The organism is Variovorax sp. Varisp41, assembly GCF_047325085.1.
In the GTDB taxonomy this organism is placed as follows: Bacteria; Pseudomonadota; Gammaproteobacteria; order Burkholderiales; family Burkholderiaceae_C; genus Variovorax.
This window is the reverse complement of sequence record NZ_CP168540.1, coordinates 4,309,793-4,333,725: the sequence shown is the minus strand read 5'-3', so window position 1 is coordinate 4,333,725 and position 23,933 is coordinate 4,309,793. Positions and strand designations below refer to the sequence as shown.

Here is a 23,933-nt window from a genome sequence, read left to right as displayed (position 1 = left end):
CGGCGGCGTGCGCCGCTCACGCCTTCAGCAGCTGGAGCCGCACCAGGCTCTCGGCCGTCGCGACGATCGCTTCCTCGGCCGAGCGCGGATTCCATCCGAGCAGCCGCCGGGCCTTCTCGCTGGTGGCGTTCATGTTCACGCCGAGCATCGGCACGACGGCCTTCATGCGCGGATCGGTCTTCGCGCCGAGCCGCACCAGCCAGTTGGGCAGGGCCCGCGTCGACACCTTCTGCGCCGCCGCGCCCATGCGCTCGCGCAGGATGCCCGCCACGTCGGCCAGCCACAGGCTCTCGCCCGCGATCGCGAGGAAGCGCTCGCCCTTGCCGGCCGGATGCGTCATCGCGAGCAGGTGCAGGTCCGCCACATCGCGCACGTCGACGAAGCCCGAGTTGATCTTGGGCGAGCCGGGCTGGCCGTCCATCATTCCCTTGATGATCTGGATCGAGTGCGAGAAGTCGGCGCCGAGCGCGGGGCCCAGCACCGCGGTCGGGTTGACGGCCGCGAGCTCGAGGCCGCGGCCTTCCTTCTCGACGAAGGCCCACGCGGCGCGCTCGGACAGCGTCTTCGACTTCTGATAAGGCGCGACGTCGCCCGCGAGGTTGCTCCAGTCCTCTTCATTGAAGGGCCGGCCCATCGGCCCATGGCCGACGCCGACCGCGCCGAAGGCCGAGGTGAGGACCACGCGCTTGACGCCCGCATCGCGCGCGGCGCGCAGCACGCGCAGGTTGCCGTCGACGGCCGGCCGGACCCAGTCCTCGTCGGTGGCATAGCTGCCCGATGGCGTGGGCGAGGCGCCGTGGATCACGTAGGTGCATCCCTTCGCGGCCTCGGCCCAGCCGGCGTCCGCGCCCAGGTCCGCGACCACGAAGCCCAGCCGCTCGCCCGGCTCGGCGCCGCCCGTCCTGAGGTGCTCGCGGACCTCCGCTTCCCGTGCGAGCGTGCGCACGGTCGTGCGGACGCGAAATCCCTGGGCCAGCAGTGCGAGGATGCAGTGCTGCGCGATGAAGCCGGTGCCGCCGGTGACCAATACCAAAGCCTGTTCCATGTCCGTTCCTTGTTCGTCCTTGATTCGAGATGGGGAACGATATTTCGAGGGGGTCGGACTGTGAATGCTTGGGAGTACGCTTTGCTTGCGCGATAGTACGAAGATGAGCGCCGATCCCTTCTCCGACATCCTCAAGCTGACCCATGCGCAGAGCCTGGTGACCGGCGGCTTCACGGCCGGCGGCACCTGGGCCATCCGTTTTCCGGCGCCCGACAAGATCAAGTTCTTCGCCGTCGTGAAGGGCCACTGCTGGGTCCGCATCGAGGGGGAGCCCGAACCCGCGCGCTTCGAGACCGGCGACGTGGGGCTGCTGTCGGCGCACCGCTGGTCGATCCTGTCCAGCGATCCCGAGGCCGAGCCCGTCGATGCCATGGGCCTGTTCTCGGGCGCGGGCCGCTCCTCGGCGCAGCTCGGCGACGGCAGCGAGTTCGCGCACATCGGCGGCCATGTGCTGCTCGATCCGGTCAGCGGGCCCTTGTTGCTGAATGCGCTGCCGCCGTGGATCCATGTCCGCGCGTCGGCGCCGCAGGCCCCGGTGTTCCGCTGGCTGCTCGATCACCTGATGGAGGAGCGCACGCAGGCACAGCCGGGTGCGCAGCTCGCCGCGGCCCAGCTCGCGCAGCTGCTGTTCATCCAGATCCTGCGCGCGCACCTGGGAACCTCGGGGCCGCTGGTCGCGGGCTGGCTGCGCGCCCTGAGCGAGCCGCGCATCGCGCCGGCCCTGCGGGCGATGCACGACGATCCGGCGCGGTCCTGGCACCTGGAGGAGCTGGCCAGCGCCTGCGCCATGTCGCGCACCACCTTCGCTTCGCACTTCAAGGCCGTGGCCGGCATCGCTCCGCTGGGCTACCTGACCGAGTGGCGCATGCGCCTGGCTGAGCGCGCCCTGGGCGAGGACGACACGCCGGTCGCGCTCGTGGCACAGAGCCTGGGCTACAGCTCCGAGAGCGCGTTCAGCCATGCCTTCAAGCGCGTCACCGGGAGTTCGCCGACGGCCTACCGGCAGGCGCTGCGCGCGGGGGCGAGCCGTGCCGTGGTGGAACTGTCGGGCCGCGAGGCGGTGCCGCAGGAGTCCTAGCCGAAGAACCAGTAGCAGACCGCGATCGCCGCGACCACCCCCGCCAGCTCGGCCAGCAATGCGCAGGCCACCGCATGCCGCGCGCGCTGGATGCCGACCGCGCCGAAGTACACGGCCAGCACGTAGAAGGTGGTCTCGGTGCTGCCCTGGATGGTGGCGGCCACGAGCGCGGGGAAGCTGTCGACGCCCTGGCTCTTCATGGTCTCGATCAGCATCGCGCGCGCCGCGCTGCCCGAGAAGGGCTTGACCAGCGCGGTGGGCATGGCGTCGACGAAGCGCGCGTCGAAGCCGCCCGCGTCGACCAGCCAGCGCAGGCCGTCGAGCGCGAGGTCGAGCGCGCCCGAGGCGCGCAGCACGCCGATCGCGCACAGCATCGCGACCAGGTAGGGCAGCAGGTTCTTCGCGATGTCGAAGCCTTCCTTGGCGCCCTCGATGAAGCATTCGTAGACCTTCACGCGTTTCAGCGCGCCGGCCAGCAGGAACGCGACGATCACGCCGAACAGCACGAGGTTGCCCAGCAGCGAGGAGAGCGCGGCGATGGCGGCGGCCGAGAGCGTGCCCAGCAGCGCCATGAAGCCGCCGAGCAGCAGCGCGCCCGGCAGCAGGTAGGCCAGCACCACCGGGTCCCACAGCTTGAGCCGCTGCGCCACGGCCACCGCGAGCAGCCCGACCAGCGTGGAGGCGCTGGTGGCCAGCAGGATCGGCAGGAACACCAGCGTGGGATCGGCCGCGCCCTGCTGCGCGCGGTACATGAAGATGGTGACCGGCAGCAGCGTGAGCGAGGAGGCGTTGAGCACCAGGAACAGAATCTGCGCGTTGGTGGCCGTGACCGGGTCGGGGTTGAGCCGCTGCAGCTCGCGCATCGCCTTCAGGCCGATCGGCGTGGCGGCGTTGTCCAGGCCCAGCGCGTTGGCCGCGAAGTTCATGGTGATCAGGCCCAGCGCCGGATGGCCGGCCGGCACGCCGGGCATCAGCCGGCGGAACAGCGGGCCGAGCATGCGCGCGAGCCAGCCCACGAGGCCGGCCGCCTCGGCGATGCGCAGGAAGCCCAGCCACAAGGTGAGGGTGCCGAACAGCAGCACCATGACCTCGACCGCGAGCCTGGCCATCGCGAACAGGCTCTCGACCAGCGCCGCGAAGACGGCCGGGTCGCCGCCGAGCAGCCAGCGGCCGAAGGCGGCCAGCGCCGCCACCAGGAAGAAACCCAGCCACAAGCCGTTGAGCACCCTTTTCTTACCCCTTTTCTTAGCCTTCTCTTACCCCGCATGCTGCCGTGCCGCCGCGCCGATCATAGGGGTGCCTTTCGTCATCGCCGCGAGCTACATTTCGAGCCATGCCCGCCACCCCGCTCCGCCGCCTCGCCGCGCTCGCCCTGTGCGCGACTGCATGGCTCGCGGGCTGCGCGAGCCTGCCGCCACCGCCACCCGAGAAGCCGCCGACCCTGGCCTTCACCGACGTGGCGCAGACCGAGCTGGGCCAGCTCGCCTACAAGGACGCGCCGGGCGGCAGCGAGACCCCGCTGTCGGGCTTCCGGCTGCTGCCCGAGGCGGCCTTCGCCTTCGACGCGCGCATCTCGCTGGCGCGCCATGCCGAGAAGTCGCTCGACGTTCAGTACTACCTGATCCAGAACGACGACGTCGGCCTGCTGTTCCTCAAGGAGCTGCGCGAGGCGGCCGCGCGCGGCGTGCGCGTGCGCCTGCTGGTCGACGACCTCTACACCGGCGGCGCCGACGAGGTCTTCAGCACCTTCTCGGCCTTCCCGAACGTGGAGGTGCGGCTGTTCAATCCACTGCCCTCGCGCGCGAGCTCGCTGGCCACGCGGCTGGCGCTGTCGATCACCGACTTCGGCCGCATCAACCACCGCATGCACAACAAGCTGCTGATCGCCGACAACAGCTTCGCGGTCTCGGGCGGGCGCAACATCGCCAACGAGTACTTCATGCGCAGCACGGCGGCGAACTTCATCGACATGGACGTGATCTCGTGCGGCCCGGTGGTGCGCAAGATGTCCGAGGGCTTCGACCGCTACTGGAACAGCCCGCACGTGCGCCCGATCGAGAACATCGCGCCGCTGGCCATGACGCCCGAGGCGGCGCAGCGCCGCTTCGACGAGATCGCGCGCACCGCGGTGCCCGACGTGCCGATCCGCCCGCGCGACATCCTCGACAAGTCGCCCGTGGGCGAGCAGCTGATCACCGGCAAGCTCGACCGCTACTGGGCGCCGTTCACGCTGTTCGTGGACGATCCCGAGAAGATCGCGCGCAAGCCCGAGCTGGCCTACCGCGGCAGCGTGACCGAGGGCGCGCTCGGCGTCATCGACTCGGCGCAGCACGACGTGAAGATCGCCTCGCCGTACTTCATCCCGGGCGCGCGCGGCATGGCGCAGATGAAGAAGAACGTGGCCTCGGGCGTGCGCATCACGGTGATCACCAATTCGCTGGGCGCCACCGACGAGCCGCTGGCCTACGCGGGCTACGAGCGCTACCGCGCCGACATGCTGAAGATCGGCGTCAACATCTTCGAGATCGCGCCGCTGCTCAGCGGGCGCTCGGGCCAGTTCGGCGACTTCGGCAAGACCATCAGCCGGCTGCATGCCAAGCTCGCGATCGTGGACCAGGAGCGCTTCTTCGTCGGCTCGATGAACCTCGACCACCGCTCGGCCGCGGTCAACACCGAGATCGGGCTGGTGATCGACAGCCCCGACATGGTCAACGACTACGAGCGGCTGATGCGCACCACCGCGCGCGTCAACATCGGCTACCGCCTGCGGCTGGGGCCCGACGGCCGCCGCGTGCAGTGGCTCGAATATGACGACGCGGGCGGCGACATCGTCCACGAGGACGAGCCCGGCGAGTTCATCTGGCTGCGCTTCAAGAACTGGCTGCTGCTGCCGATCGTGGGCGAAGAGCTGCTCTGAAGGGCCGTCACGCCGCCCGTGCAGAATCCCCGGCGGCGGGCTCGCGCCGGGTGCCTTCACAGGGTAATAATTAAGTCTAAAGTCCCTGGCGCCTTCCGCTCCGGGCCCGATCCTTGCCGGATCGTCGCGGCGGCGATGCCCTGTCCCGTCTCTTCTTTCGAAAGCTTCACGGATGGACCTGACCGACGCGACCGATGCCGCTCCCGTCGACGATCTTGACGCCACCTTCGACCTGGCGCCGGTTTCGCTCTGGATCGAGGACTACAGCGCGCTGCGGCGCATGCTCGACGGCTGGCGTGCGCAGGGCGTGAGCGACCTCGTCGCCTTCCTGGCCGAGGACCCGCAGCGCGTGCGCGACTGCATGGCCTCGCTGAAGGTGCTGCGCGTGAACCGCCACACGCTCGAGCTGTTCGCGGCCGAGAGCCAGGCGCAGCTGCTCGGTTCGCTCGACAGCGTGTTCCGCGGCGACATGTCGGCCACCGTGGTGCACGAGCTCGACCAGCTCTGGCGCGGCCAGATGCGCTTCGAGAGCGAGACCGTGAACTACGCGCTCGACGGCCGCCGGCTCGACGTGCGGGTGCGCGCGCGCGTGCTGCCGGGCCACGAGGAGCGCTGGGACCGCGTGCTGGTGGCGCTCGACGACGTGACCGAACGCGTGGCGGCGCAGCGCCGGCAGGCCGAGAGCGAGCGCTATGCGCGCAGCCTGTTCGACCACTCGCCGGTGTCGCTGTGGGTGGAGGACTTCAGCGCGGTGCGTGGCCTGCTCGAGAACCTGCGCGCGCGCGGCATCACCGACTTCGCCACCTTCCTCAAGGTGCACCCCGAGTTCGTGACCCGCTGCATGCAGGAGATCCGCGTCATCGACGTGAACCACGAGACGCTGCGCATGTTCGGCGCGCCCGACCTGGGCACCTTGCTGGGCAGCCTGCCGCGCATCTTCCGCGACGAGATGCGCGAATCCTTCGCCGAGCAGCTGCAGGACCTGTGGAACCACAAGACGCTGCAGCAGCGCGAGGTGGTCAACTACTCGCTCGCGGGCGAGATGCTCAACATCCACATGCAGTTCGCGGTGCAGGAAGACCGCCTCGACAGCTGGGACCTGGTGCTGGTCTCGCTGGTCGACATCACCGCGCGCAAGAAGGCCGAGGCCTACCTCGAGTACCTGGGCAAGCACGACGTGCTCACGCAGCTGTGCAACCGCACCTTCTATACCGAGGAGCTCAACCGGCTCGCGCGCAAGGGGCCGTGGCCGGTGTCGATCGTGGCGATCGACCTCAACGGCCTGAAGCAGCTCAACGACCAGGAAGGCCACGCCGCCGGCGACACCATGCTGCGGCGCATGGGCGAGGTGCTCGCCAAGGCGGTCGACGCGCCGTCCTGGCCCGCGCGCATCGGCGGCGACGAGTTCGCGGTGCTGATGCCGCAGACCGACGAGCGCGGCGCCGAGGCGATGCGCGAGCGCATCCTCGTGCTGCTCGAGCTCAACAACCAGTTCCATGCCGGCCAGAGCGGCCATGCGCTGAGCCTGGCGATCGGGCTGGCGACCTGCCATGCGGGCGATTCGCTCGAGGCCACGCTGCAGCGCGCCGACCGCGCGATGTACGCGGACAAGGCACTGCACTACAAGGACAGCGTGCACGAGCGCCGCGGCAGCTGAGACCGCGACGGAATTCCTAGACCGGCTGGTAATTCCGCGCGCGGGGTGTATGCCGGGCGACGCGCGAGACTAGAATTTCGGCATGACCGTTCCGACCGCCAAGCCTTCGTTCAAGGAGCAGATGCTGGCTGCGCGGGAAGAGGCCATCGTGCAGACCGCCAACCGGCTGCTGGCCCAGAAGGGCTTCGAATCGATGACGGTCGACGAGGTCGCGGCCTCGGTGGGCATCGCCAAGGCCAGCCTCTACAAGCATTTCCCGAGCAAGGAAGACCTGGCGGCCGCCGCGATGGTGCGGCTGATGCAGCGCACGCTCGACATGCTCGCGGCGCTGCCGGCCGACGAGCCGCCGATCGGCAAGCTGCGCGCCACGGTGCGCTGGGCGCTCGAGCTGCAGCTCGCGGGCGAGATGCCTTCGCTGCCGCACCAGAACTCCAGCCTGCGCGCGACCCTGCTGGGCAACCGGGGCTACATCGACCGCCTGGTGACCATCAGCGACACCCTCGGCGGCTGGATCCAGGCGGCCCAGGCCGACGGCTCGATGAATCCGAAGCTGCCCGCGATCGGCGTGCTCTACACGCTCTATGCGCGCGGCTGCGATCCGGTGCTGGGCTTCCTGCAGGGCGGCGGGCAGCACAGCGACGCGCAGATCGTCGAGTTGGTGCTCTCGACCTGCTTCGACGGCCTGGCTGCGCGTTAGAGCCAGTTGCCGGTGCCCTGCGGCATCTGGATCGTGGTGGCGGGATCGCTGCCGCCGACGAAGGCGCCGATCAGGATGCTGAGGATCGAGACGAACAGGCTCGCGAACAGCGCGGTCCAGAAGCCCGAGACCCGGAAGCCGCGCACCAGCGCCGCCACCAGCAGGATCATCAGCGCGTTGATCACCAGCAGGAACAGGCCGAAGGTCACCAGCGTGAGCGGCAGGGTCAGCACGATCAGCAGCGGCTTCACGACCGCGTTCGCCAGGCCCAGCAGCAGCGCCGAGATGACCAGCGCGCCGGTGCTCTCGAAAGTCAGGCCCTTGAAGATGTGGCTTGCTATCCAGAGCGAGAGCGCGGTGATGGCCCAGTGGATGAGGAAGGGAGCGAGGTTGTCGAGCATGCGCGGGCGGCCGGTGGCCGGAGGGCGGTTGTTGGAGGGGGAGTGCGGGCCATCATATCGGCGGCCCCCGGTTCAGCGGACCTCGATCAGCAGTTCGGGCCGGAAACCCTCCTGCTCGCCCTTGCTGCGGTAGCCCAGCGGATTGGCCACCACGCGGCAGCCGTCCTTCACGTAGTCGAAGGCGCAGTGCAGGTGGCCGTGCAGCCAGAGGCTGGCTTGCGGCAGCAGCTCGTCGAGCGAGTTGCAGAAGCCCGCCGTGCCAGGCGTGAGCCCGTAGCGCGGATCGGCGCTGGCCAGCGAGGGCGCGAAATGGGTGATGGCGACCGTGGTGCCGTCGAAGGGCTGGGCCAGCGCCTCGCGCAGCCAGGCCTGGCATGTGAGCCCTTGCTCTCGCAATTCGGCCGACAGGAAGGGTGTGCCGTTGCGCCGCGAGGACATCTTCTCGAGGTAGAAATCGGCCGCGCGCATCGCCTTGCCGCGCTTCTTGAGCGCCTCGGCGAGGCCGTCGGTGGGCGTCACGAGCGCGTCGAAATCGGCCCACAGCGTGGTGCCGATGAAGCGGATGCCCTCGATCACCAGCGTTTCGCGCTCGAGCCAGAGGATGCCGAGCTCCTCGCACAGCGCGCGCAGCCGAACGTGGGTGTCGTCGAAATCGAGGTTGTCGTACTCGTGGTTGCCCGGCACGTAGATCACGGGCGTCGGCCAGCCCTTTTTGGGCGAGAACCGGCCGAGGCCGAAGTCGGGATCCTCCAGGCGCGAGCCTTCCTGGTAGGAGCCCACGTCGCCCGCGAGCACCAGCAGGTCGGCGCCCGGCACGGGCTCGGCATGGAAGCGCGGATGGGATTCGAGATGCAGGTCCGACAGCAGCTGCAGTTTCATCAGGGTTTCTATCTAGGTGGATCAGCCTATGCGCATCACGCATAGATGTGGCATTTTTTAACTAGGGTTAACCCCTAATCTATGGGGCATCAACCACTGCAGCGCAGCCAAGAGCCGCGCACCATCATGTTCAGCCTCATTGCCCAAGTGGCACGTTTCTTCCGTTCCTCCGCCCATTCTGCGCCGGCCAGCCACGCCGCGGCGCTGATGGAAAGCGCCGACGTGCGCGCGGGTCTCGACGCCCACCACGCGCAGGAACTGCGCGGCGCGGCAGCCGCCTGGCTGCGCGTGGTCCGCTGAACGGCCCACTGCCGTTTCAACCGGGCACCTTCTGCCCGAGGATCGAGCCCGCGAAGGCTGCCGCCGCCGAGCGCAGCAGCGACTGCCGCAGCCATTCGTGGGAATGGGCGTGCTGGGCGCGCCGGTGCCAGATGGCATCCACGTGCACCGGCGGCTGGTCGAAGGGCAGGTCGCGCAGCACCAGCTGGTCGCCGATGCCCGTGACCGTCACGAAATGGCGCGGCAGCACCGTCAGCAGATCGGTGGTCGCGACCACCTGGCCGGCGGTGAAGAACTGGTTCACCGTCACCACGATGCGCCGCTCGCGCCCGAGGGCGCCCAGCGTCTGGTCGATGAAGCCGTAGGGCCGGCCCGAGAAGCTCACCAGCAGGTGCCGCGCGGCGCAGTAGCCGTCGAGCGTGAGCGGCTGCTCGGCCAGCGGATGGCCGCGGCGCATCACGCACACGTACTGGCCCAGGTACAGCCGCTGGGTCTCGAAGGGCACGCCCACGCCCGACTGGCCGCGCGCCGCCAGGCTCGCGATCACGGCCGGAAAGTAGCCGATCGCCATGTCGACCTCCTCGTGCTCGAGCATGCGGCGCGGGTCGCGCGTGGTCAGCGGCAGCACCCGCATCGAAATGCCCGGCGCCTCGGTCTCGGCGATCCGCACCAGGCCCGGCATCAGCTCGGCCGCGGTGGCATCGGCCATGGCCAGCAGGAAGGTGGTGTCGGCGGTGCCGGCATCGAACTCGCCCGGCGCCAGCGTGTGCTGCAGCTGGCGCAGCGCGTCGCGCACCGTGGGCCATAGCGCCAGCGCGCGCGGCGTGGGCTCCACGCCGGCACCGGCGCGGCGCACCAGTTCGTCGCCGAGCACCTCGCGCAGCCGCCGCAGCGCATTGCTCACCGCCGGCTGCGTGATCGACAGGTTGCGCGCGGCGCGCGTGAGGTTGCGCTCCGCCATCACCTCGTCGAAGACGCGAAGCAGGTTGAGGTCGAGCGTGCGGAAATTGACGTCCATCAGTCTTGTGAATGATAAACATCAGAAAGATAAAGTGGAAAGTTACTAGGGCAAACCCTAATATCAAGCCATCGGAAATAGAAACACGCCTTGGAGGGCACCATGACCAGCTTCGTACACGTCGACCAACCCACCGTCCACCCCGGCGTCCAGCGCGCCGAAGTCCTGTTCGGACACCTGAAGGCCGCGCGCGGCGGCAGCAGCGCCCGTCCGCTGATCCTGCTCCTGATCGTCGCCATCGTCTCGGCCGTGCTCGTGGTGGCCGACACCATCGTCACCCACTGGGACGAAGGCGCGCTGCTCGCGGCCTGGGCCCTGGTCTGCGCCGGCGCCTTCGCGGTGATCGCCCTGTTCGCCGGCTCGCTGGCCAACGGTGCCAACAAGCTGGGCGCCGCCTGGCTGGCCGCCTCGCAGCGCCGTGCCGCGGCGCGCGCCGACGCCCGCTTCCTCGAAACCGCGCACAGTGACCCGCGCGTGATGGCCGAACTGCAGGCCGCCGTCTGGCGCCAGCAGTCGGAAGGCACGGCGAGCGTGGCCGACGCAGCCCGCATCGACGCACTGGCCGGCGCCGCCGCCCGTACGCAAGCGGCCCGCATGCCCACGCTGTACGAAGCGATGCGCCGCATGAACAGCTCGCGCTACTACTGAGCCCATCGCGCGATCGCGCCCACGAAAAAGCCGCCCCCGGGCGGCTTTTTCGCGTCTGGAGCGCACCCCTCGCGGGGCGCGTTCAGGTCAGGCAGCGAGGCGCTGCTCGATCGCCGCCTTGGTCGCGGGCAGTTCCTTCGGCAGGTGATGGGCCAGTTGCTCGAACAGCTCGTCGTGCAGCTTGAGCTCGGCCTGCCAGGCGGCCTTGTCGATGCTGGTGACGGTGGCGAACTGCTCGGCGCTGAAGTCCAGGCCGGTCCAGTTGAGGTCCTCGTAGCGCGGGCTCACGCCGGTGATGTGGTCGACGCCGTCGGCCTTGCCTTCGATGCGGTCGATCATCCACTTGAGCACGCGCATGTTCTCGCCGTAGCCGGGCCAGACGAACTTGCCGTCGGCGCCCTTGCGGAACCAGTTGGTGGTGTAGATGCGCGGCAGCGTGGCGCCCGAGGCTTGTAGCTTCTTGCCCAGGTCCAGCCAGTGCTGGAAGTAGTCGCTCATGTTGTAGCCCATGAACGGCAGCATCGCGAACGGATCGCGGCGCACCACGCCCTGCTGGCCGGCGGCCGCGGCGGTGGTTTCCGAGCCCATGGTCGCGGCCATGTAGACGCCCTCGACCCAGTTGCGGGCCTCGGTCACCAGCGGCACGGTGGTCGAGCGGCGGCCGCCGAAGATGAAGGCGTCGATCTTCACGCCCTTGGGATCGTCCCAGGCGTCGTCGAGCGCGGGGTTGTTGGTGGCGGCCACGGTGAAGCGCGCGTTCGGATGGGCGGCCTTGGCGCCGGTTTCCTTGGCGATCTGCGGCGTCCAGTCCTTGCCCTGCCAGTCGATGCAGTGCGCGGGCGCGTCGCCCATGCCTTCCCACCAGACGTCGCCGTCGTCGGTCAGCGCCACGTTCGTGAAGATCACGTCGCGGTCGAGGCTGGCCATGCAGTTCGGGTTGGTCAGGTCGTTGGTGCCCGGGGCCACGCCGAAGTAGCCGGCCTCGGGGTTGATGGCGCGCAGCGTGCCGTCGGCCTGGGGCTTGATCCAGGCGATGTCGTCGCCGATGGTCGTGACCTTCCAGCCGTCGAAGCCGGCCGGCGGGATCAGCATCGCGAAGTTGGTCTTGCCGCAGGCGCTCGGGAAGGCGGCGGCCACGTGGTGCTTCTTGCCCGCGGGGCTGGTCACGCCCAGGATCAGCATGTGCTCGGCGAGCCAGCCTTCGTCGCGGCCCATGTTCGAGGCGATGCGCAGCGCGAAGCACTTCTTGCCCAAGAGCGCGTTGCCGCCGTAGCCCGAGCCGAAGCTCCAGATCTCGCGCGTCTCGGGGTAGTGGACGATGTACTTGGTCTTGTTGCAGGGCCAGGCGACGTCCTTCTGGCCGGCCTCGAGCGGCGCGCCCACGGTGTGCACGCAGGGCACGAACTCGCCGTCGGCGCCCAGCACCTCGTACACGGCCTTGCCCATGCGGGTCATGATCTTCATGTTGACCGCGACGTAGGGGCTGTCGGACAGCTCGATGCCGATGTGCGCGATCGGCGAGCCCAGCGGGCCCATGCTGAAGGGCACGACGTACATCGTGCGGCCCTTCATGCAGCCGTCAAAAAGAGGCTGCAGAGTGGCACGCATCTCGGCCGGGGCCATCCAGTTGTTGGTGGGGCCGGCGTCTTCCTTGTTGGCGGAGCAGATGTAGGTGCGGTCCTCGACGCGCGCCACGTCGCTCGGGTCGGAGGAGGCGAGGAACGAGTTCGGGCGCTTGGCGGGATTGAGCTTCTGGAAGGTGCCGGCGTCCACCAGTTGCTGGCAGAGGCGGTCGTACTCTTCGTTGCTGCCGTCGCACCAGTAGATGGATTCGGGTTTGCACAGCGCGGCCATGTCGGCCACCCAGGCAATCAGCTTGGCGTTCTTGACGTAGGCGGGCGCCTGAATGCCAAGGCCCTTCGTGGGTGCGTTCATCGGAAATCTCCTAAGTTGAAAAATCGTCTTTCCGAACGGTGCGCCACGCCGCGGCGGCGTGGAGGTCCGTTTGAGAAAACGTTTCGGCTCGGGAGAGGAGGATGCGTCAGCGCGGGCCGCACGACCCGCGGACGAGAGCGCAAATGCCTGTCAGGCGAGGAAGACGGCGATCGATGCGAGCAGCAGCATCAGCACGCCGCCGGCGATCGGCAGCACGATTGGCATCAGGTGAACGATCGACTCGACCGTGTCTTGCTCGACGGCAGCGCCGTGCGCGGGCTCGACAGGAGTGGGGTGGGACATCGGGAATACCTCTGATACTTTGAATGACACGAACTGGTGGCATTTTACCGGTGGGGTGCATGCCCGCGGTCTAGGGGGTTGCGAGCCCCCTGGAACCAGACGTAACCGGGGTCGGTCCTCAGTGCTGCTCCTGCGCCTCGAAGCCCGCGGCGGCCAGCGCTTCGAGCACGCTGGCCAGGTGTTCGCGGCCACGGGTCTGCAGCACCAGCTCGATGTCGACGTTCTGCGCCGCCAGCATGGTGAAGGCGCGCTGGTGGTGGACCTCGTCGACGTTAGCGCCCGCTTCGGCCACGGTGGCCGTGATCTGGGCCAGCGAGCCCGGCACGTCGCGCGCGCTGACGCGCACCCGCGCGAGCCGGCCGGCGCGCACCATGCCGCGCTCGATGATGGCCGCGAGCAGCAGCGGATCGATGTTGCCGCCCGACAGCACCAGGCCCACGCGCTTGCCCTTGAAGCGTTCGGGGTGGCGGATCAGCGCGGCCAGCCCGGCGGCGCCCGCGCCTTCGACCAGCGTCTTCTCGATTTCCAGCAGCATCAGCACGCCCTGCTCGATGTCGCCTTCGTCCACCAGCACCAGGTCGTCGACATGGCGCGCGATGATCTCGCGCGTCAGCACGCCCGGCGTGCCGACCGCGATGCCCTCGGCGATGGTGCTCTTGCCCTGCGGATGCTGCGTGCCCTGGACCGCGTTGACCATGGCCGGGAAGCGCGTGGTCTGCACGCCCACGATCTCGATGCCGGGCTTGAGCGCGCGCGCGGCCACCGCCATGCCCGCGATCAGTCCGCCGCCGCCGACCGACACCACCAGCGTGTCGAGCTCGGGCTCGGCCGCGAGCATCTCGAGCGCCACCGTGCCCTGGCCCGCGATGATGGCCTCGTCGTCGTAGGGATGCACGAAGGCCAGGCCCTCGCGTTGCGCGAGTTCGACCGCATGGGCGCGCGCCGCGTCGAGCGTGTCGCCGTACAGCACCACCTCGGCGCCGAAGCCGCGCGTGCGCTCGATCTTCACGCCGGGCGTGAAGCGCGGCATCACGATCAGCGCGCGCAGTCCGAGCCGCTGCGCGTGATAGGCCACACCCTGCGCATGGTTGCCGGCCGACATCGCGATCACGCCGCGGGTGCCGCTCTCCGACAGGTCGACCAGCTTGTTGCAGGCGCCGCGTTCCTTGAACGAGGAGGTGAACTGCAGGTTCTCGAACTTGAGGAACACCTGCGCGCCCACGATCTCCGAGAGCGTGCGCGATTCCACGCAGGGCGTGTCGAGCACCTGTCCCGAAAGGCGTGCCGCGGCACGGCGTATTTCTTCGATTTCGACCATGGCGCGCATTGTGGACGGAATCGGACACCAGGGTTTTTACCCTTTCGGCGTCTTCCCGAAGCCAAAAGTCTGCGTTATGGTCTGGCCGGTAATTCCCCTCTCTGGAGGTTCGTCCGATGGTCAAGCGTGCGGGTGTCGATGTGGTGGCTGCTGCGGTTCGCGGGCAGGCATTGCCGTCGCCCGGTCTCAAGGAAGCACCGGTGCTCGAGCTCATGTGCTCGCACTTCGTGCTCACGCTCGCCGCCAAGCAGGGGCCGCGCTTCAACGTGCGGCGCGACATCAACGGCCTGCTCTCGCTGACCGGCCGCCACCTGGTGTGGCCGGCCGCGGTGCTGCAGCGGCTGCGCGAATTCCTCGGCCGCCGCTGCGCGGGCAACGAGGCCTGGAAGGGCGTCGAGAGCCTCGACGGCCGCACGCTGCTCGAGCGCCACGGCGTCTGGCGCGGCCCGTACGAGGAAGGCACGCTGTTCTTCTACCTCGACGAGTACGCGAAGGACCAGCCCAAGGACCTGCTGTCGGTGCTGGCCGTCACGCGCGACTGGCTCACGCATGCGCTGCGCAAGCAGTCCACGCTGGTCGAGAAGAACATCGACGCGCTCGCGGGCCTGCTGCAGCTCAACAAGGCCGAGCGCGCGCTGCTGCTGTACGGCACGCTCGCGCGCTACCAGCGCGACCTGCGCTCGCTGCTGGTCGAATTCAAGGTCAACAACGCGCCCGAGGCCTATGCCGCGATCGCCGACATCGCGGGCGTGAACGCGAGCGAGGTCGGCGAGGCGCTGCGCGCGGGCTCGCGGCTCGAGCGCATCGGGCTGGTCGAGAACCTGATCTCCGAGCACAACATCACCGACCTCGCCGACCTGATGAAGGTCAGCGAGAAGCTGCCGCCGGTGCTGATGCGCGAGTACCGCGACCGCAACGAGCTGATGGCCGTGTTCACGCGGCCCTCGGCCAAGAGCGCGCTGCTGCCCAACGACTTCTCCTTCGTCGACGAGGAGGTGCGCGTGCTCGTCACGCTGCTGCGCGCGGCGGTCGCGCGCAAGGAGCTCGGCGTGAACGTGCTGCTCTACGGCCCGCCCGGCACCGGCAAGACCGAACTCGCCAAGGTGGTGGCGCAGGCCGCGGGGCTCGAGCTGTTCGAGGTCGAGTACGCCGACCGCGACGGCAACTCGCTGTCGGGCCGCGACCGCTACCGCTCGCTGCAGATCGCGCAGGTCTTCCTCAAGGGCAGCGCCCAGGCCGCGCTGCTGTTCGACGAGGTCGAGGACGTGTTCCCGCCGATCAGCACCGAGGCCGCGCAGTACATGGCGCGCGCCGAGCAGATTCCCGCGCCGGCCAACGGCAGCGTCAGCGGCAAGGCCTGGGTCAACCAGATCCTCGAGGCCAACCCGGTGCCCACGCTGTGGGTCACCAACCGCATCGAGCAGATCGATCCCGCGTTCCGCCGCCGCTTCGCCTACCACCTCGAGCTCAAGTCGCCGCCGCCGGGCGCGCGCGAGCAGCTGGTGAAGAAGACGCTCGAGGGCGTGACGGTGTCCGAGGCCTTCACGGCCAAGCTGGCCGGGCGCAAGGGCCTGACGCCAGCGCAGATCCGCACCGCGGTGCGCTTCGCGGGCCTGGCCCGGACCGACGGCGCCTCGGTCGAGGCGCTGATCGAGCGTCAGCTGCGCAACGCCGACCTCGCGCTGGGCACCACCGACACCGGCCGCGGCGAGCGCCGCACCGTGACCACCTACGACCTCGACATGCTCAACGTCGAGACCCGCTTCGAGATCCCGCGCGTGGTCGAGGCGCTGAAGGCGCGCGGCCACGGCACGCTGTGCTTCTACGGCGCACCCGGTACCGGCAAGACCGCGCTCGCCGAGCACATCGCCAAGGCCATCGGCCGGCCGCTGATCGTGCGCCAGGCCAGCGACCTCATGAGCAAGTACGTCGGCGAGACCGAGCAGAACATGGCCGCCATGTTCCGCGAGGCCGAGAGCGAGAAGGCCGTGCTGCTGCTCGACGAGGCCGACAGCTTCCTGCAGGACCGCCGCGGTGCCCAGCGCACCTACGAGGTCACCGAGGTCAACGAGATGCTGCAGGGCATGGAGCGCTTCAACGGCATCTTCGTGTGCACCACCAACCTGCTCGACCGGCTCGACCAGGCGGCGCTGCGGCGCTTCACCTTCAAGATCAAGTTCATGCCGCTGACCGCGGCGCAGCGCGAGCGCATGTTCGTGACCGAGGCGCTCGCGGGCGACGCCTCGCTGCTCGCGGGCGAGATCCGCGCGCGGCTGGCGCAGCTCGCGCAGCTGTGCCCCGGCGATTTCGCGGCGGTGAAACGACAGACCGATATCCTGGCGACCGAGTTCTCGGCCGCCGAGTTCCTCGACCAGCTCGAGGCCGAGCACCGCATCAAGCCCGAAGTGCGCGAATCGCGCGGCATGGGCTTCGTGCAGTAGCGGTCGCGCGCCGCCGGGGCGCAGCAAGAAGAAAGAAAGGCGGACGGGAGCCGCCATCACGCCGGGAGACACGCGCTTCCGGATTCAGACGTCCGTCCGCGTCCGCGGGCTCGAATGGGGGAGAGCTTCGATGAGGTTTCGTAACGCAGGCCGCGCGCGGCCACATGCCCGGGTCCCGGGCCCCTGGGCCCTGGCCGGTGCCCTGGCCCTCGCGGGGCTGCTCGCCGGTTGCGGCGGCGGGGGCGGGGGCGGAGGCGGCGGCGTTCCGATCGTTCCGGGCACCGGCAACCCCGGCACCGGCACGGGCGACGACGACACCATCGTGGCCTCGTCCAGCGTGGCCGGCCAGTGCGCCGCGCCGCGCGGCGGCATCAATCCGGCCACCGGCCTCGGCTACCCCGACCGCGCCGGCTCGCTCGCGATCGAGAAGCGCTGGGTGCGCGCCTGGATCGACGAAACCTATCTCTGGTACAGCGAGGTGCCGACCACGCTGAAGGCCGCCGACTACGCAACGCCGGTGGCCTACTTCAACGTGCTGAAGACGCCGGCCACCACGGCCTCGGGCCGTGCCAAGGACCGCTTCCACTACGTCTACGACACCGAGGTCTACCGCCAGCTGTCGGAGGCCGGCGTCTCGGCCGGCTACGGCATCGAGTTCGCGTTCGTGCGCAACTCGCGCCCGCGCGACCTGCGCGTGGCCTTCACCGAGCCGAACTCGCCGGCCGCCAACGCGGGCATCGCGCGCGGCGCCAAGATCCTCGAGATCGACGGCATCAGCGTGGTCAACAGCACCAACACCACCGCCATCAACAGCGCGCTGTCGCCCGCCACGCTCGGCGAGTCGCACAGCTTCAAGCTCGAGGAGGCCGGCGGCGCCACGCGCACCGTCACGCTGGCCTCGGCGCGGATCACGCGCACGCCGGTGCAGAACGTGAAAACCGTCGACACGCCGAGTGGCCGCGTCGGCTACCTGCTGTTCAACGACCACATCACGACCTCCGAGGCGCAGCTGATCTCGGCCATGAACAAGTTCCAGGCCGACGGTGTGCAGGACCTCGTGCTCGACATGCGCTACAACGGCGGCGGCCAGCTCAACATCGCGAGCCGGCTGGCCTACATGGTGGCCTCGCCGACCGCGACCGCGGGCAAGACCTTCGAGCGCCTGGCCTTCAACAACAAGAACCCCTTCGGCCTGCAGCCGCCGCTGTTCTTCCTCGGCTCCTCGCGCAACGGCCAGGCCCTGCCGCAGCTCGGCCTGTCGCAGGTCACGGTGCTCACCAGCCCCGACACCTGCTCGGCCAGCGAGTCGGTCATCAACGGGCTGCGCGGCGTGGACGTCAAGGTCAATCTCGTGGGCGGTGCCACCTGCGGCAAGCCCTACGGCTTCTATCCGCAGGACAACTGCGGCACCACCTACTTCGCGATCCAGTTCCAGGGCGTGAACAACAAGGGCTTCGGCGACTACGGCGACGGCTTCGCGCCCAACTGCACGGTGGCCGACGACTTCTCGCACGCGCTGGGCGATCCGAACGAGGGCCGGTTCTCGGCCGCGCTCGCGCTGCGCAGCACCGGCAGCTGCCCGGTGCCGGTCGCGGCCGCGGCGCGCACGGCGCCCGAGCTCGAGAAGACGGATGCGGCGCAGGACGCGGGTCCGATGCTGCTGCTGCGCTCGCCGCTGCGCGAGAACCGGCTGATCGAGACCGACTGACCCACCGGCCGGCGCCGCTTCGCCGGCGCCTTCCTTGCCGAACCGACAACGGGCCCGACGGGCCCGTTTTCACGTGTCCGTGCGCGCCCGCCGCGCGCCATCCACCTCGCGGAAAACCCCTAGGCCCCGGGCCTTGCCTGTGCCGTGCCCTCGCGCCCAGAATTCGGCAAACGTTTGCGCAAACGTTTTCGTTCGAGCATCCGTTCGACGGCTTCCCCCTGAAAAGACACCACTATTCCAAGGAGAGAGAGAAATGCAGATGCCCAGAAGACGATGGATCGTGTCGACCCTGTCGGCCGCGGTGCTCACCGCCTGCGGCGGCGGTGGCAGCAACGGCTTCGCGTTCGTGCCGACCGGCAGCGCGCCGCCGCCCCCACCCCCGCCGCCTCCGCCGCCACCCCCTCCGCCGGCGCGCAAGATCATCATCGACAGCGACTACAACACGATGAGCGACGACGGCCAGCTCGGCGCCATGGCCGCGCAGCTGCAGGCCGAGGGCAAGGTCGACGTGCTGGGCATCAGCGTGGTGTCGGGCAACAAGTGGCTGCGCCAGGGCGTGGCCGAGGCGCTGAAGTCGGTCGAGCGACTCGGCGTGGGCGATCGCATCGGCGTCTACGTGGGCGAGAACTACGCGCTGAACCACACCAAGGCGGACATCGACGCCGAAATGAAGGCCGGCGCCGGCGGCGACGGCTACCTGGGCGCCTGGAGCTCGCCCGAGCCCAAGAGCGACGCCGACCTGGTGCCGATCCCCGACGGCTTCGCCACCCGCACCAAGGCGCAGGCCAAGGGCGCGGTCGACTTCCTGATCGATGCCATCAAGGCGAACCCGAAGCAGGTCAGCATCCTCGCGATCGGCCCGCTCACCAACATCGCGCTGGCCGCCAGGCGCGCGCCCGAGATCGTGCCGCTGATCAAGGAGATCATCTACATGGGCGGCGCGGTCCACGTGGCCGGCAACACGACGAAGACGGCCGAGTTCAACTGGTGGTTCGATCCCGATGCGGCGCAGTACGTGGTGCGGCTGCCGATCCCGCAGGTGGTGCTGCCGCTGGACGTGACCGACACCGTGCTGATGACCAAGGCCATCTACGACAAGATCGCGCACCCGGCCACGCCCACGCCGGTCACCGAGGTCTTCCGCAAGGAGTGGTTCGCGGACTCGTTCGAGACCAAGCCCGGCTACACCTCGAACATCTGGGACACGCTGACCATCGCCTACCTGCTCGACCCGAGCTACGCGACCGAGGTCAGCGAGGAGTACGTCGACGTGATCGCCAAGCCCGGCGATCCCGAGAACGGCCGCTCGGTCGGCTATGCCACGCCGCCGGCGGGCGTGCCGCTGCAGAAGATGAAGGTGGTGAAGAAGTTCGACAACGCGCGCTTCTACGACCTCTACGTCGACCTGCTCACGCGGCCGGTGCCGGTGAAGCTGCCGGTCACGAACTGAGGCCGTGGCGCGCGGTGGGTGGGCCGGCTAGAAGGCCGAGCACACCCGCAGCACCTCGCTGCCGTAGGCCTCGAGCTTCTTCGTGCCGATGCCGCTGATGCCCTTCAGGTCTTCGAGCGTGGCCGGTGCCCGCTCGGCGATCGCGGCCAGCGTGGCGTCGTGGAAGATCACGTAGGCTGGCAGGTTGTGCTCGCGCGCCACCTCGGCGCGCCAGGCCTTGAGCGCGTCGAAGCGCGACTGGCCCTGCGCGTCGAGCGCGGCCGCGGCCGGCGAGGGCGCGCCGCGCGCGGTCTTCTCGCGCCGCGACTTGCCGCCGCGCGCCGTCGGCGAGGAGATCGATTCGCGCAGCGACACCGTGGTCTCGCCGCGCAGCACCGCGCGCGAGCCCTCGGTGAGCTTGAGCGTGTTGTAGGCCTCGGCGTCGACCGCCACCGCGCCGATCGCGATCAGCTGGCGCAGCACGCCGCGCAGCTGCACCTCGCTGAATTCCGCGCCGAGCCCGAAGGTGCTGATGCGCTCGTGGCCGAACTGCTTGACCTTCTCGGTCTCCTTGCCGCGCAGGATGTCCATCACGTGGCCGGCGCCGAAGCTGATGCCGCTTTGCTGCTGCACGCGGTAGACCGTGGACAGCAGCTTGCGCGCCGCGTCGGTGCCGTCCCAGACCTGCGGCGGCGCGATGCAGTTGTCGCAGTTGCCGCAGGGCGTGCTCTGTTCGCCGAAGTAACCCAGCAGGCGCACGCGCCGGCAGTCGCTGGCCTCGGCCAGCGAGAGCAGCGCGTCGAGCTTGCCGCGCATCACCTGCTTGAATTCCTCGCCGGCCGGGCTCTCGTCGATCATGCGGCGCTGGTTCACCACGTCCTGCAGGCCGTAGGCCATCCAGGCCTGGGCCGGCTCGCCGTCGCGGCCCGCGCGGCCGGTCTCCTGGTAGTAGCCCTCGATGTTCTTGGGCATGTCGAGGTGGGCCACGAAGCGCACGTCGGGCTTGTCGATGCCCATGCCGAAGGCGATGGTGGCGCACATCACGATGCCTTCCTCGCGCAGGAAGCGGTCCTGGTGCGCCTGGCGCACCGAGGCGTCGAGCCCCGCGTGGTAGGGCAGGGCGTTGATGCCCGCGTCGCGCAGCGCCACCGCCACGTCCTCCACGCGCTTGCGCGACTGGCAATAGACCACGCCGGCATCGCCCTCGTGCTCGCGCTCGATGAAGCGCAGCAGCTGCGTGGTGGCTTCCTTCTTCTCGACGATGGTGTAGCGGATGTTCGGCCGGTCGAAGCTCGAGACGAACTGCTGCGCCTGCTCGAGCTGCAGCCGCTCGACGATGTCGGCGCGCGTGAGCGCGTCGGCGGTGGCGGTCAGCGCGATGCGCGGCACGCCCGGGTAGCGCTCGTGCAGCACCGTGAGCGCGCGGTACTCGGGACGGAAGTCGTGGCCCCACTGGCTCACGCAATGCGCCTCGTCGATCGCGAACATCGACAGCTTGCCGCGCGCGGCCAGCGCGTCCATCAGCTCGAGGAAGCGTGGCGTGGTCACGCGCTCGGGGGCGGCGTACAGCAGCGTGACCTCGGCGCGCGCCATGCGGCGCTCGACGTCCTGCGTCTGCTGCCAGTCGAGCGTGGAATTGAGGAAGGCGGCGTCCACGCCGGCCTCGTGCAGCGCGCCGACCTGGTCGTGCATCAGCGCGATCAGCGGCGACACCACCACCGCGATGCCGTGCCCGGCGCGCTGGCGCGCGATCGCGGGGATCTGGTAGCACAGCGACTTGCCGCCGCCGGTGGGCATCAGCACCAGGGCGTCGCCGCCGCCGGTCACGTGGTCGACGATCGGGGCCTGCGGACCGCGGAAGGCGGCGTAGCCGAAGACCTCGTGCAGGATCTGCGCGGGGTCGGCGGAAGGTGAATTGGACAAGGCGGCGGGCTGGGTGGCGACGAAAGGGGTCGATTGTCGCCGCAGCGCAGCAGGCGCGCCGCCGCGGTCGCCCGGCCGGGTACGACCGCCCGTCGGTCCGGGCGGCCGGCGCGGCTGGCACGCCGTTTGCAAGCGGTCGGCATTCGCTTGAGATGCCTGTATAGACAGCATACTGGTGCATGCATCGGGCGGTTCGCACCAATACAAGGTGCGCTCCGTGCCGGCTTGCACCGTTTCCGCCGCGGCTTTTTCGGGTTATCCTGTATATACAGGGGTGTTCAGGCGAATGACACTGCGGCCGCGCACCACGGAAAGCTCTGACGGGCGCTGCCAGCCGATTCAATTGACGCTTCACACGAACAGGAGGGCCTCGATGGCCAAGACAGTCGCAAAGATCGCCACGCTGCTGGCAGCCGGTGCATGCATCGCGGGCGCGGCCGGGGGCGCCGCCGCCCAGACCAAGATCACGCTCGGCATGTCGGGCTGGACCGGCTTCGCGCCGCTGTCGCTGGCCGACAAGGCCGGCATCTTCAAGAAGAACGGGCTCGACGTGGAGCTCAAGATGATCCCGCAGAAGGACCGCCACCTGGCGCTGGCCTCGGGCGCGATCCAGTGCGCCGCCACCACCGTCGAGACGCACGTGGCCTGGAACGCCAACGGCGTGCCGATCGTGCAGATCTTCCAGATGGACAAGTCCTACGGCGCCGACGGCATCGCGGTGCGCAACGACGTCAAGGGCTTCTCCGACCTCAAGGGCAAGACCGTCGGCGTGAGCGCGCCCGGCACCGCGCCGTACTTCGGCCTGGCCTGGATGCTGTCGAAGAACGGCATGAGCATCAAGGACGTGAAGACGGTCTCGCTCGAGCCCCAGCCGGCCGCCCAGGCCTTCGTCGCGGGCCAGAACGACGCCGCCATGACCTACGAGCCCTACCTGTCGACCGTGCGCGCCAACCCGCAGGCCGGCAAGATCCTCGCGACCACGCTCGACTACCCGATGGTGATGGACACCGTGGGCTGCGCGCCGACCTGGCTCAAGGCCAACGCCAAGGCCGCGCAGGCGCTGACCGACTCGTACTTCGAGGCGCTCGAGATGATCAAGTCCGACCCGGCCAAGTCCAACGAGCTGATGGGCAGCGCGGTCAAGCAGAGCGGCGAGCAGTTCGCCAAGTCCTCGGCCTACCTGCGCTGGCAGGACAAGGCCGCGAACCAGAAGTTCTTCAGCGGCGAGCTGACCCAGTTCATGAAGGACTCGGTGCCGATCCTGCTGGAGGCCGGCGTGATCCGCAAGGCGCCCGAGGACCTGGCCGCGACCTTCGACGCGAGCTTCATCAAGTAAGCCGCCCCGAGCCGCAACGACGAAGCGCCACGCATCGCCCGCCATGGAAGCGACGACCGCCATCCCCTCCGCGCCAGCCGCTCCCGCGGCGGCCTCCGTTCCCCCCGCCGCCGTGCGCGTGGCCGCCGCGCGGCGCCGCCGCGCGATGGCGCCGCTCGAACCCGTGAGCCCGCGTGCGCGCTGGATGCTCGGCGTCGGCTTCTTCGTGCTGTTCTTCGCCGTCTGGGCCTTCTTCACGCTCGGCGGCTTCGTCTCGCCGACCTTCCTGGCCAGTCCGGTCACGATGGTGCGCGAAGGCTGGCTGCTGTTCACCGAGTACAACTTCATCCAGGACATCGGCATGACGGTGTGGCGCGTGGTCGGCGGCTTCGTGCTGGCCTCGGTCATCGCCGTGCCGCTGGGCATCGCGATGGGCGCCTACAAGCCGATCGAGGCCTTCCTCGAGCCCTTCGTCTCGTTCTGCCGCTACCTGCCGGCCTCGGCCTTCATTCCGCTGCTGATCCTCTGGGCCGGCATCGGCGAGAGCCAGAAGCTGCTGGTGATCTTCATCGGCTCGGTGTTCCAGGTGATCCTGATGGTGGCCGTGACCGTGGGCAGCGCGCGCAAGGACCTGGTGGAGGCGGCCTACACGCTGGGCGCCAGCAGCCGGGGCATCGTGCGCCGCGTGCTGATCCCGGGCGCCGCGCCCGGCATCGCCGAGACCCTGCGCCTGGTGCTGGGCTGGGCCTGGACCTACGTCATCGTGGCCGAGCTCATCGGTTCCTCCTCGGGCATCGGCCACATGATCACCGACAGCCAGGCGCTCCTGAACACCGGCCAGATCATCTTCGGGATCATCGTCATCGGCGTGATCGGCCTCGTGTCCGACTTCGCCTTCAAGGCGGTCAACCGCCGCCTCTTCGCCTGGAGCACGCTGTGAGC

General features: G+C 69.3%; 20 protein-coding genes. 11 read left to right on the top strand and 9 right to left on the bottom strand.

Annotation, left to right across the window (positions count from 1 at the left end; all coding sequences use genetic code 11):
• Positions 1–16 precede the first annotated feature (16 nt).
• On the bottom strand, positions 17–1,045 hold the full coding sequence (locus ACEN9J_RS19970; protein WP_296729833.1) for an SDR family oxidoreductase: 1,029 nt from the start codon (positions 1,043–1,045) through the stop codon (positions 17–19).
• Positions 1,046–1,109: 64 nt separating this feature from the next.
• On the opposite strand from ACEN9J_RS19970, the gene ACEN9J_RS19965 reads away from it, so the two are divergent.
• Positions 1,110–2,123 (top strand): AraC family transcriptional regulator, encoded by a 1,014-nt coding sequence (locus ACEN9J_RS19965; protein ID WP_296742016.1) that lies wholly within the window; start codon positions 1,110–1,112, stop codon positions 2,121–2,123.
• Here ACEN9J_RS19965 and ACEN9J_RS19960 read toward each other — a convergent pair.
• The gene (locus ACEN9J_RS19960) at positions 2,120–3,349 is read right to left on the bottom strand and encodes a nucleoside recognition domain-containing protein (RefSeq protein ID WP_057592388.1); all 1,230 of its coding nucleotides are present in this window, start codon (positions 3,347–3,349) and stop codon (positions 2,120–2,122) included. The genes ACEN9J_RS19965 and ACEN9J_RS19960 overlap by 4 nt on opposite strands.
• Before the next feature lie 107 nt (positions 3,350–3,456).
• Here ACEN9J_RS19960 and ACEN9J_RS19955 point away from each other — a divergent pair, with 107 nt between their 5' ends.
• From ACEN9J_RS19955 to ACEN9J_RS19945, 3 genes are all read left to right on the top strand, one after another.
• Positions 3,457–5,040, top strand: coding sequence for a phospholipase D family protein (locus tag ACEN9J_RS19955; RefSeq protein WP_057592389.1), 1,584 nt, complete (start codon positions 3,457–3,459; stop codon positions 5,038–5,040).
• A gap of 172 nt (positions 5,041–5,212) precedes the next feature.
• A complete protein-coding gene (locus ACEN9J_RS19950) occupies positions 5,213–6,697 on the top strand; it encodes a diguanylate cyclase domain-containing protein (RefSeq protein ID WP_261212042.1) in 1,485 nt (494 codons plus the stop codon).
• Positions 6,698–6,779: 82 nt separating this feature from the next.
• Positions 6,780–7,394: a TetR/AcrR family transcriptional regulator gene (locus ACEN9J_RS19945; protein ID WP_057592391.1), complete on the top strand. Its 615-nt coding sequence runs from the start codon at positions 6,780–6,782 to the stop codon at positions 7,392–7,394.
• On the opposite strand, the gene ACEN9J_RS19940 is transcribed toward ACEN9J_RS19945, so the two are convergent.
• Positions 7,391–7,795 (bottom strand): phage holin family protein, encoded by a 405-nt coding sequence (locus tag ACEN9J_RS19940; protein WP_057592392.1) that lies wholly within the window; start codon positions 7,793–7,795, stop codon positions 7,391–7,393. The genes ACEN9J_RS19945 and ACEN9J_RS19940 overlap by 4 nt on opposite strands.
• A 72-nt stretch (positions 7,796–7,867) precedes the next feature.
• Positions 7,868–8,674: a metallophosphoesterase gene (locus tag ACEN9J_RS19935; RefSeq protein WP_057592393.1), complete on the bottom strand. Its 807-nt coding sequence runs from the start codon at positions 8,672–8,674 to the stop codon at positions 7,868–7,870.
• A gap of 126 nt (positions 8,675–8,800) precedes the next feature.
• Here ACEN9J_RS19935 and ACEN9J_RS19930 point away from each other — a divergent pair, with 126 nt between their 5' ends.
• Positions 8,801–8,974, top strand: coding sequence for a hypothetical protein (locus ACEN9J_RS19930; RefSeq protein WP_172705418.1), 174 nt, complete (start codon positions 8,801–8,803; stop codon positions 8,972–8,974).
• A gap of 16 nt (positions 8,975–8,990) precedes the next feature.
• Here the strand turns inward: ACEN9J_RS19930 and ACEN9J_RS19925 are convergent, their stop codons facing one another.
• Positions 8,991–9,971: a LysR family transcriptional regulator gene (locus ACEN9J_RS19925; protein ID WP_413761859.1), complete on the bottom strand. Its 981-nt coding sequence runs from the start codon at positions 9,969–9,971 to the stop codon at positions 8,991–8,993.
• 102 nt (positions 9,972–10,073) lie between these two features.
• Here ACEN9J_RS19925 and ACEN9J_RS19920 point away from each other — a divergent pair, with 102 nt between their 5' ends.
• Positions 10,074–10,619, top strand: a complete 546-nt coding sequence (locus ACEN9J_RS19920) for a hypothetical protein (protein ID WP_057592407.1) — start codon at positions 10,074–10,076, stop codon at positions 10,617–10,619.
• 87 nt (positions 10,620–10,706) lie between these two features.
• Here the strand turns inward: ACEN9J_RS19920 and ACEN9J_RS19915 are convergent, their stop codons facing one another.
• From ACEN9J_RS19915 to ACEN9J_RS19905, 3 genes are all read right to left on the bottom strand, one after another.
• The gene (locus tag ACEN9J_RS19915) at positions 10,707–12,554 is read right to left on the bottom strand and encodes a phosphoenolpyruvate carboxykinase (GTP) (protein ID WP_057592396.1); all 1,848 of its coding nucleotides are present in this window, start codon (positions 12,552–12,554) and stop codon (positions 10,707–10,709) included.
• Between the two features lie 150 nt (positions 12,555–12,704).
• A complete protein-coding gene (locus tag ACEN9J_RS19910) occupies positions 12,705–12,857 on the bottom strand; it encodes a hypothetical protein (RefSeq protein WP_172705419.1) in 153 nt (50 codons plus the stop codon).
• Between the two features lie 118 nt (positions 12,858–12,975).
• The gene (locus ACEN9J_RS19905) at positions 12,976–14,175 is read right to left on the bottom strand and encodes a threonine ammonia-lyase (RefSeq protein WP_261212036.1); all 1,200 of its coding nucleotides are present in this window, start codon (positions 14,173–14,175) and stop codon (positions 12,976–12,978) included.
• 116 nt (positions 14,176–14,291) lie between these two features.
• Here ACEN9J_RS19905 and ACEN9J_RS19900 point away from each other — a divergent pair, with 116 nt between their 5' ends.
• The 3 genes from ACEN9J_RS19900 (at position 14,292) to ACEN9J_RS19890 (ending at position 19,774) form a co-directional block, all read left to right on the top strand.
• On the top strand, positions 14,292–16,616 hold the full coding sequence (locus ACEN9J_RS19900) for an ATP-binding protein (RefSeq protein WP_413761858.1): 2,325 nt from the start codon (positions 14,292–14,294) through the stop codon (positions 16,614–16,616).
• A gap of 130 nt (positions 16,617–16,746) precedes the next feature.
• Positions 16,747–18,324, top strand: coding sequence for a S41 family peptidase (locus ACEN9J_RS19895; protein ID WP_413761857.1), 1,578 nt, complete (start codon positions 16,747–16,749; stop codon positions 18,322–18,324).
• 253 nt (positions 18,325–18,577) lie between these two features.
• On the top strand, positions 18,578–19,774 hold the full coding sequence (locus ACEN9J_RS19890; RefSeq protein ID WP_413761856.1) for a nucleoside hydrolase: 1,197 nt from the start codon (positions 18,578–18,580) through the stop codon (positions 19,772–19,774).
• Positions 19,775–19,801: 27 nt separating this feature from the next.
• On the opposite strand, the gene recQ is transcribed toward ACEN9J_RS19890, so the two are convergent.
• On the bottom strand, positions 19,802–21,676 hold the full coding sequence (recQ, locus tag ACEN9J_RS19885; protein ID WP_057593444.1) for a DNA helicase RecQ: 1,875 nt from the start codon (positions 21,674–21,676) through the stop codon (positions 19,802–19,804).
• 373 nt (positions 21,677–22,049) lie between these two features.
• On the opposite strand from recQ, the gene ACEN9J_RS19880 reads away from it, so the two are divergent.
• Both ACEN9J_RS19880 and ACEN9J_RS19875 read left to right on the top strand, forming a co-directional pair.
• Positions 22,050–23,012: an ABC transporter substrate-binding protein gene (locus ACEN9J_RS19880; protein WP_057593443.1), complete on the top strand. Its 963-nt coding sequence runs from the start codon at positions 22,050–22,052 to the stop codon at positions 23,010–23,012.
• 43 nt (positions 23,013–23,055) lie between these two features.
• Positions 23,056–23,931 carry an ABC transporter permease gene (locus ACEN9J_RS19875; RefSeq protein WP_082321716.1) on the top strand — a complete coding sequence of 292 codons (876 nt, stop codon included), beginning with the start codon at positions 23,056–23,058 and terminating at the stop codon, positions 23,929–23,931.
• Positions 23,932–23,933: the final 2 nt, after the last annotated feature.

What these genes read in the sequence shown, in the direction of transcription:
- ACEN9J_RS19900 (WP_413761858.1), top strand. Translation starts at nt 14,292, where the DNA reads ATGGTCAAGCGTGCGGGTGTCGATGTGGTGGCTGCTGCGGTTCGCGGG.
- ACEN9J_RS19955 (WP_057592389.1), top strand. Translation starts at nt 3,457, where the DNA reads ATGCCCGCCACCCCGCTCCGCCGCCTCGCCGCGCTCGCCCTGTGCGCG.
- ACEN9J_RS19920 (WP_057592407.1), top strand. Translation starts at nt 10,074, where the DNA reads ATGACCAGCTTCGTACACGTCGACCAACCCACCGTCCACCCCGGCGTC.
- ACEN9J_RS19925 (WP_413761859.1), bottom strand. Translation starts at nt 9,971, where the DNA reads ATGGACGTCAATTTCCGCACGCTCGACCTCAACCTGCTTCGCGTCTTC.
- ACEN9J_RS19970 (WP_296729833.1), bottom strand. Translation starts at nt 1,045, where the DNA reads ATGGAACAGGCTTTGGTATTGGTCACCGGCGGCACCGGCTTCATCGCG.
- ACEN9J_RS19890 (WP_413761856.1), top strand. Translation starts at nt 18,578, where the DNA reads ATGCAGATGCCCAGAAGACGATGGATCGTGTCGACCCTGTCGGCCGCG.
- ACEN9J_RS19910 (WP_172705419.1), bottom strand. Translation starts at nt 12,857, where the DNA reads ATGTCCCACCCCACTCCTGTCGAGCCCGCGCACGGCGCTGCCGTCGAG.
- ACEN9J_RS19965 (WP_296742016.1), top strand. Translation starts at nt 1,110, where the DNA reads ATGCTTGGGAGTACGCTTTGCTTGCGCGATAGTACGAAGATGAGCGCC.
- ACEN9J_RS19940 (WP_057592392.1), bottom strand. Translation starts at nt 7,795, where the DNA reads ATGCTCGACAACCTCGCTCCCTTCCTCATCCACTGGGCCATCACCGCG.
- ACEN9J_RS19950 (WP_261212042.1), top strand. Translation starts at nt 5,213, where the DNA reads ATGGACCTGACCGACGCGACCGATGCCGCTCCCGTCGACGATCTTGAC.
- ACEN9J_RS19935 (WP_057592393.1), bottom strand. Translation starts at nt 8,674, where the DNA reads ATGAAACTGCAGCTGCTGTCGGACCTGCATCTCGAATCCCATCCGCGC.
- ACEN9J_RS19880 (WP_057593443.1), top strand. Translation starts at nt 22,050, where the DNA reads ATGGCCAAGACAGTCGCAAAGATCGCCACGCTGCTGGCAGCCGGTGCA.
- ACEN9J_RS19915 (WP_057592396.1), bottom strand. Translation starts at nt 12,554, where the DNA reads ATGAACGCACCCACGAAGGGCCTTGGCATTCAGGCGCCCGCCTACGTC.
- ACEN9J_RS19930 (WP_172705418.1), top strand. Translation starts at nt 8,801, where the DNA reads ATGTTCAGCCTCATTGCCCAAGTGGCACGTTTCTTCCGTTCCTCCGCC.
- ACEN9J_RS19905 (WP_261212036.1), bottom strand. Translation starts at nt 14,175, where the DNA reads ATGGTCGAAATCGAAGAAATACGCCGTGCCGCGGCACGCCTTTCGGGA.
- ACEN9J_RS19945 (WP_057592391.1), top strand. Translation starts at nt 6,780, where the DNA reads ATGACCGTTCCGACCGCCAAGCCTTCGTTCAAGGAGCAGATGCTGGCT.
- ACEN9J_RS19895 (WP_413761857.1), top strand. Translation starts at nt 16,747, where the DNA reads ATGAGGTTTCGTAACGCAGGCCGCGCGCGGCCACATGCCCGGGTCCCG.
- ACEN9J_RS19875 (WP_082321716.1), top strand. Translation starts at nt 23,056, where the DNA reads ATGGAAGCGACGACCGCCATCCCCTCCGCGCCAGCCGCTCCCGCGGCG.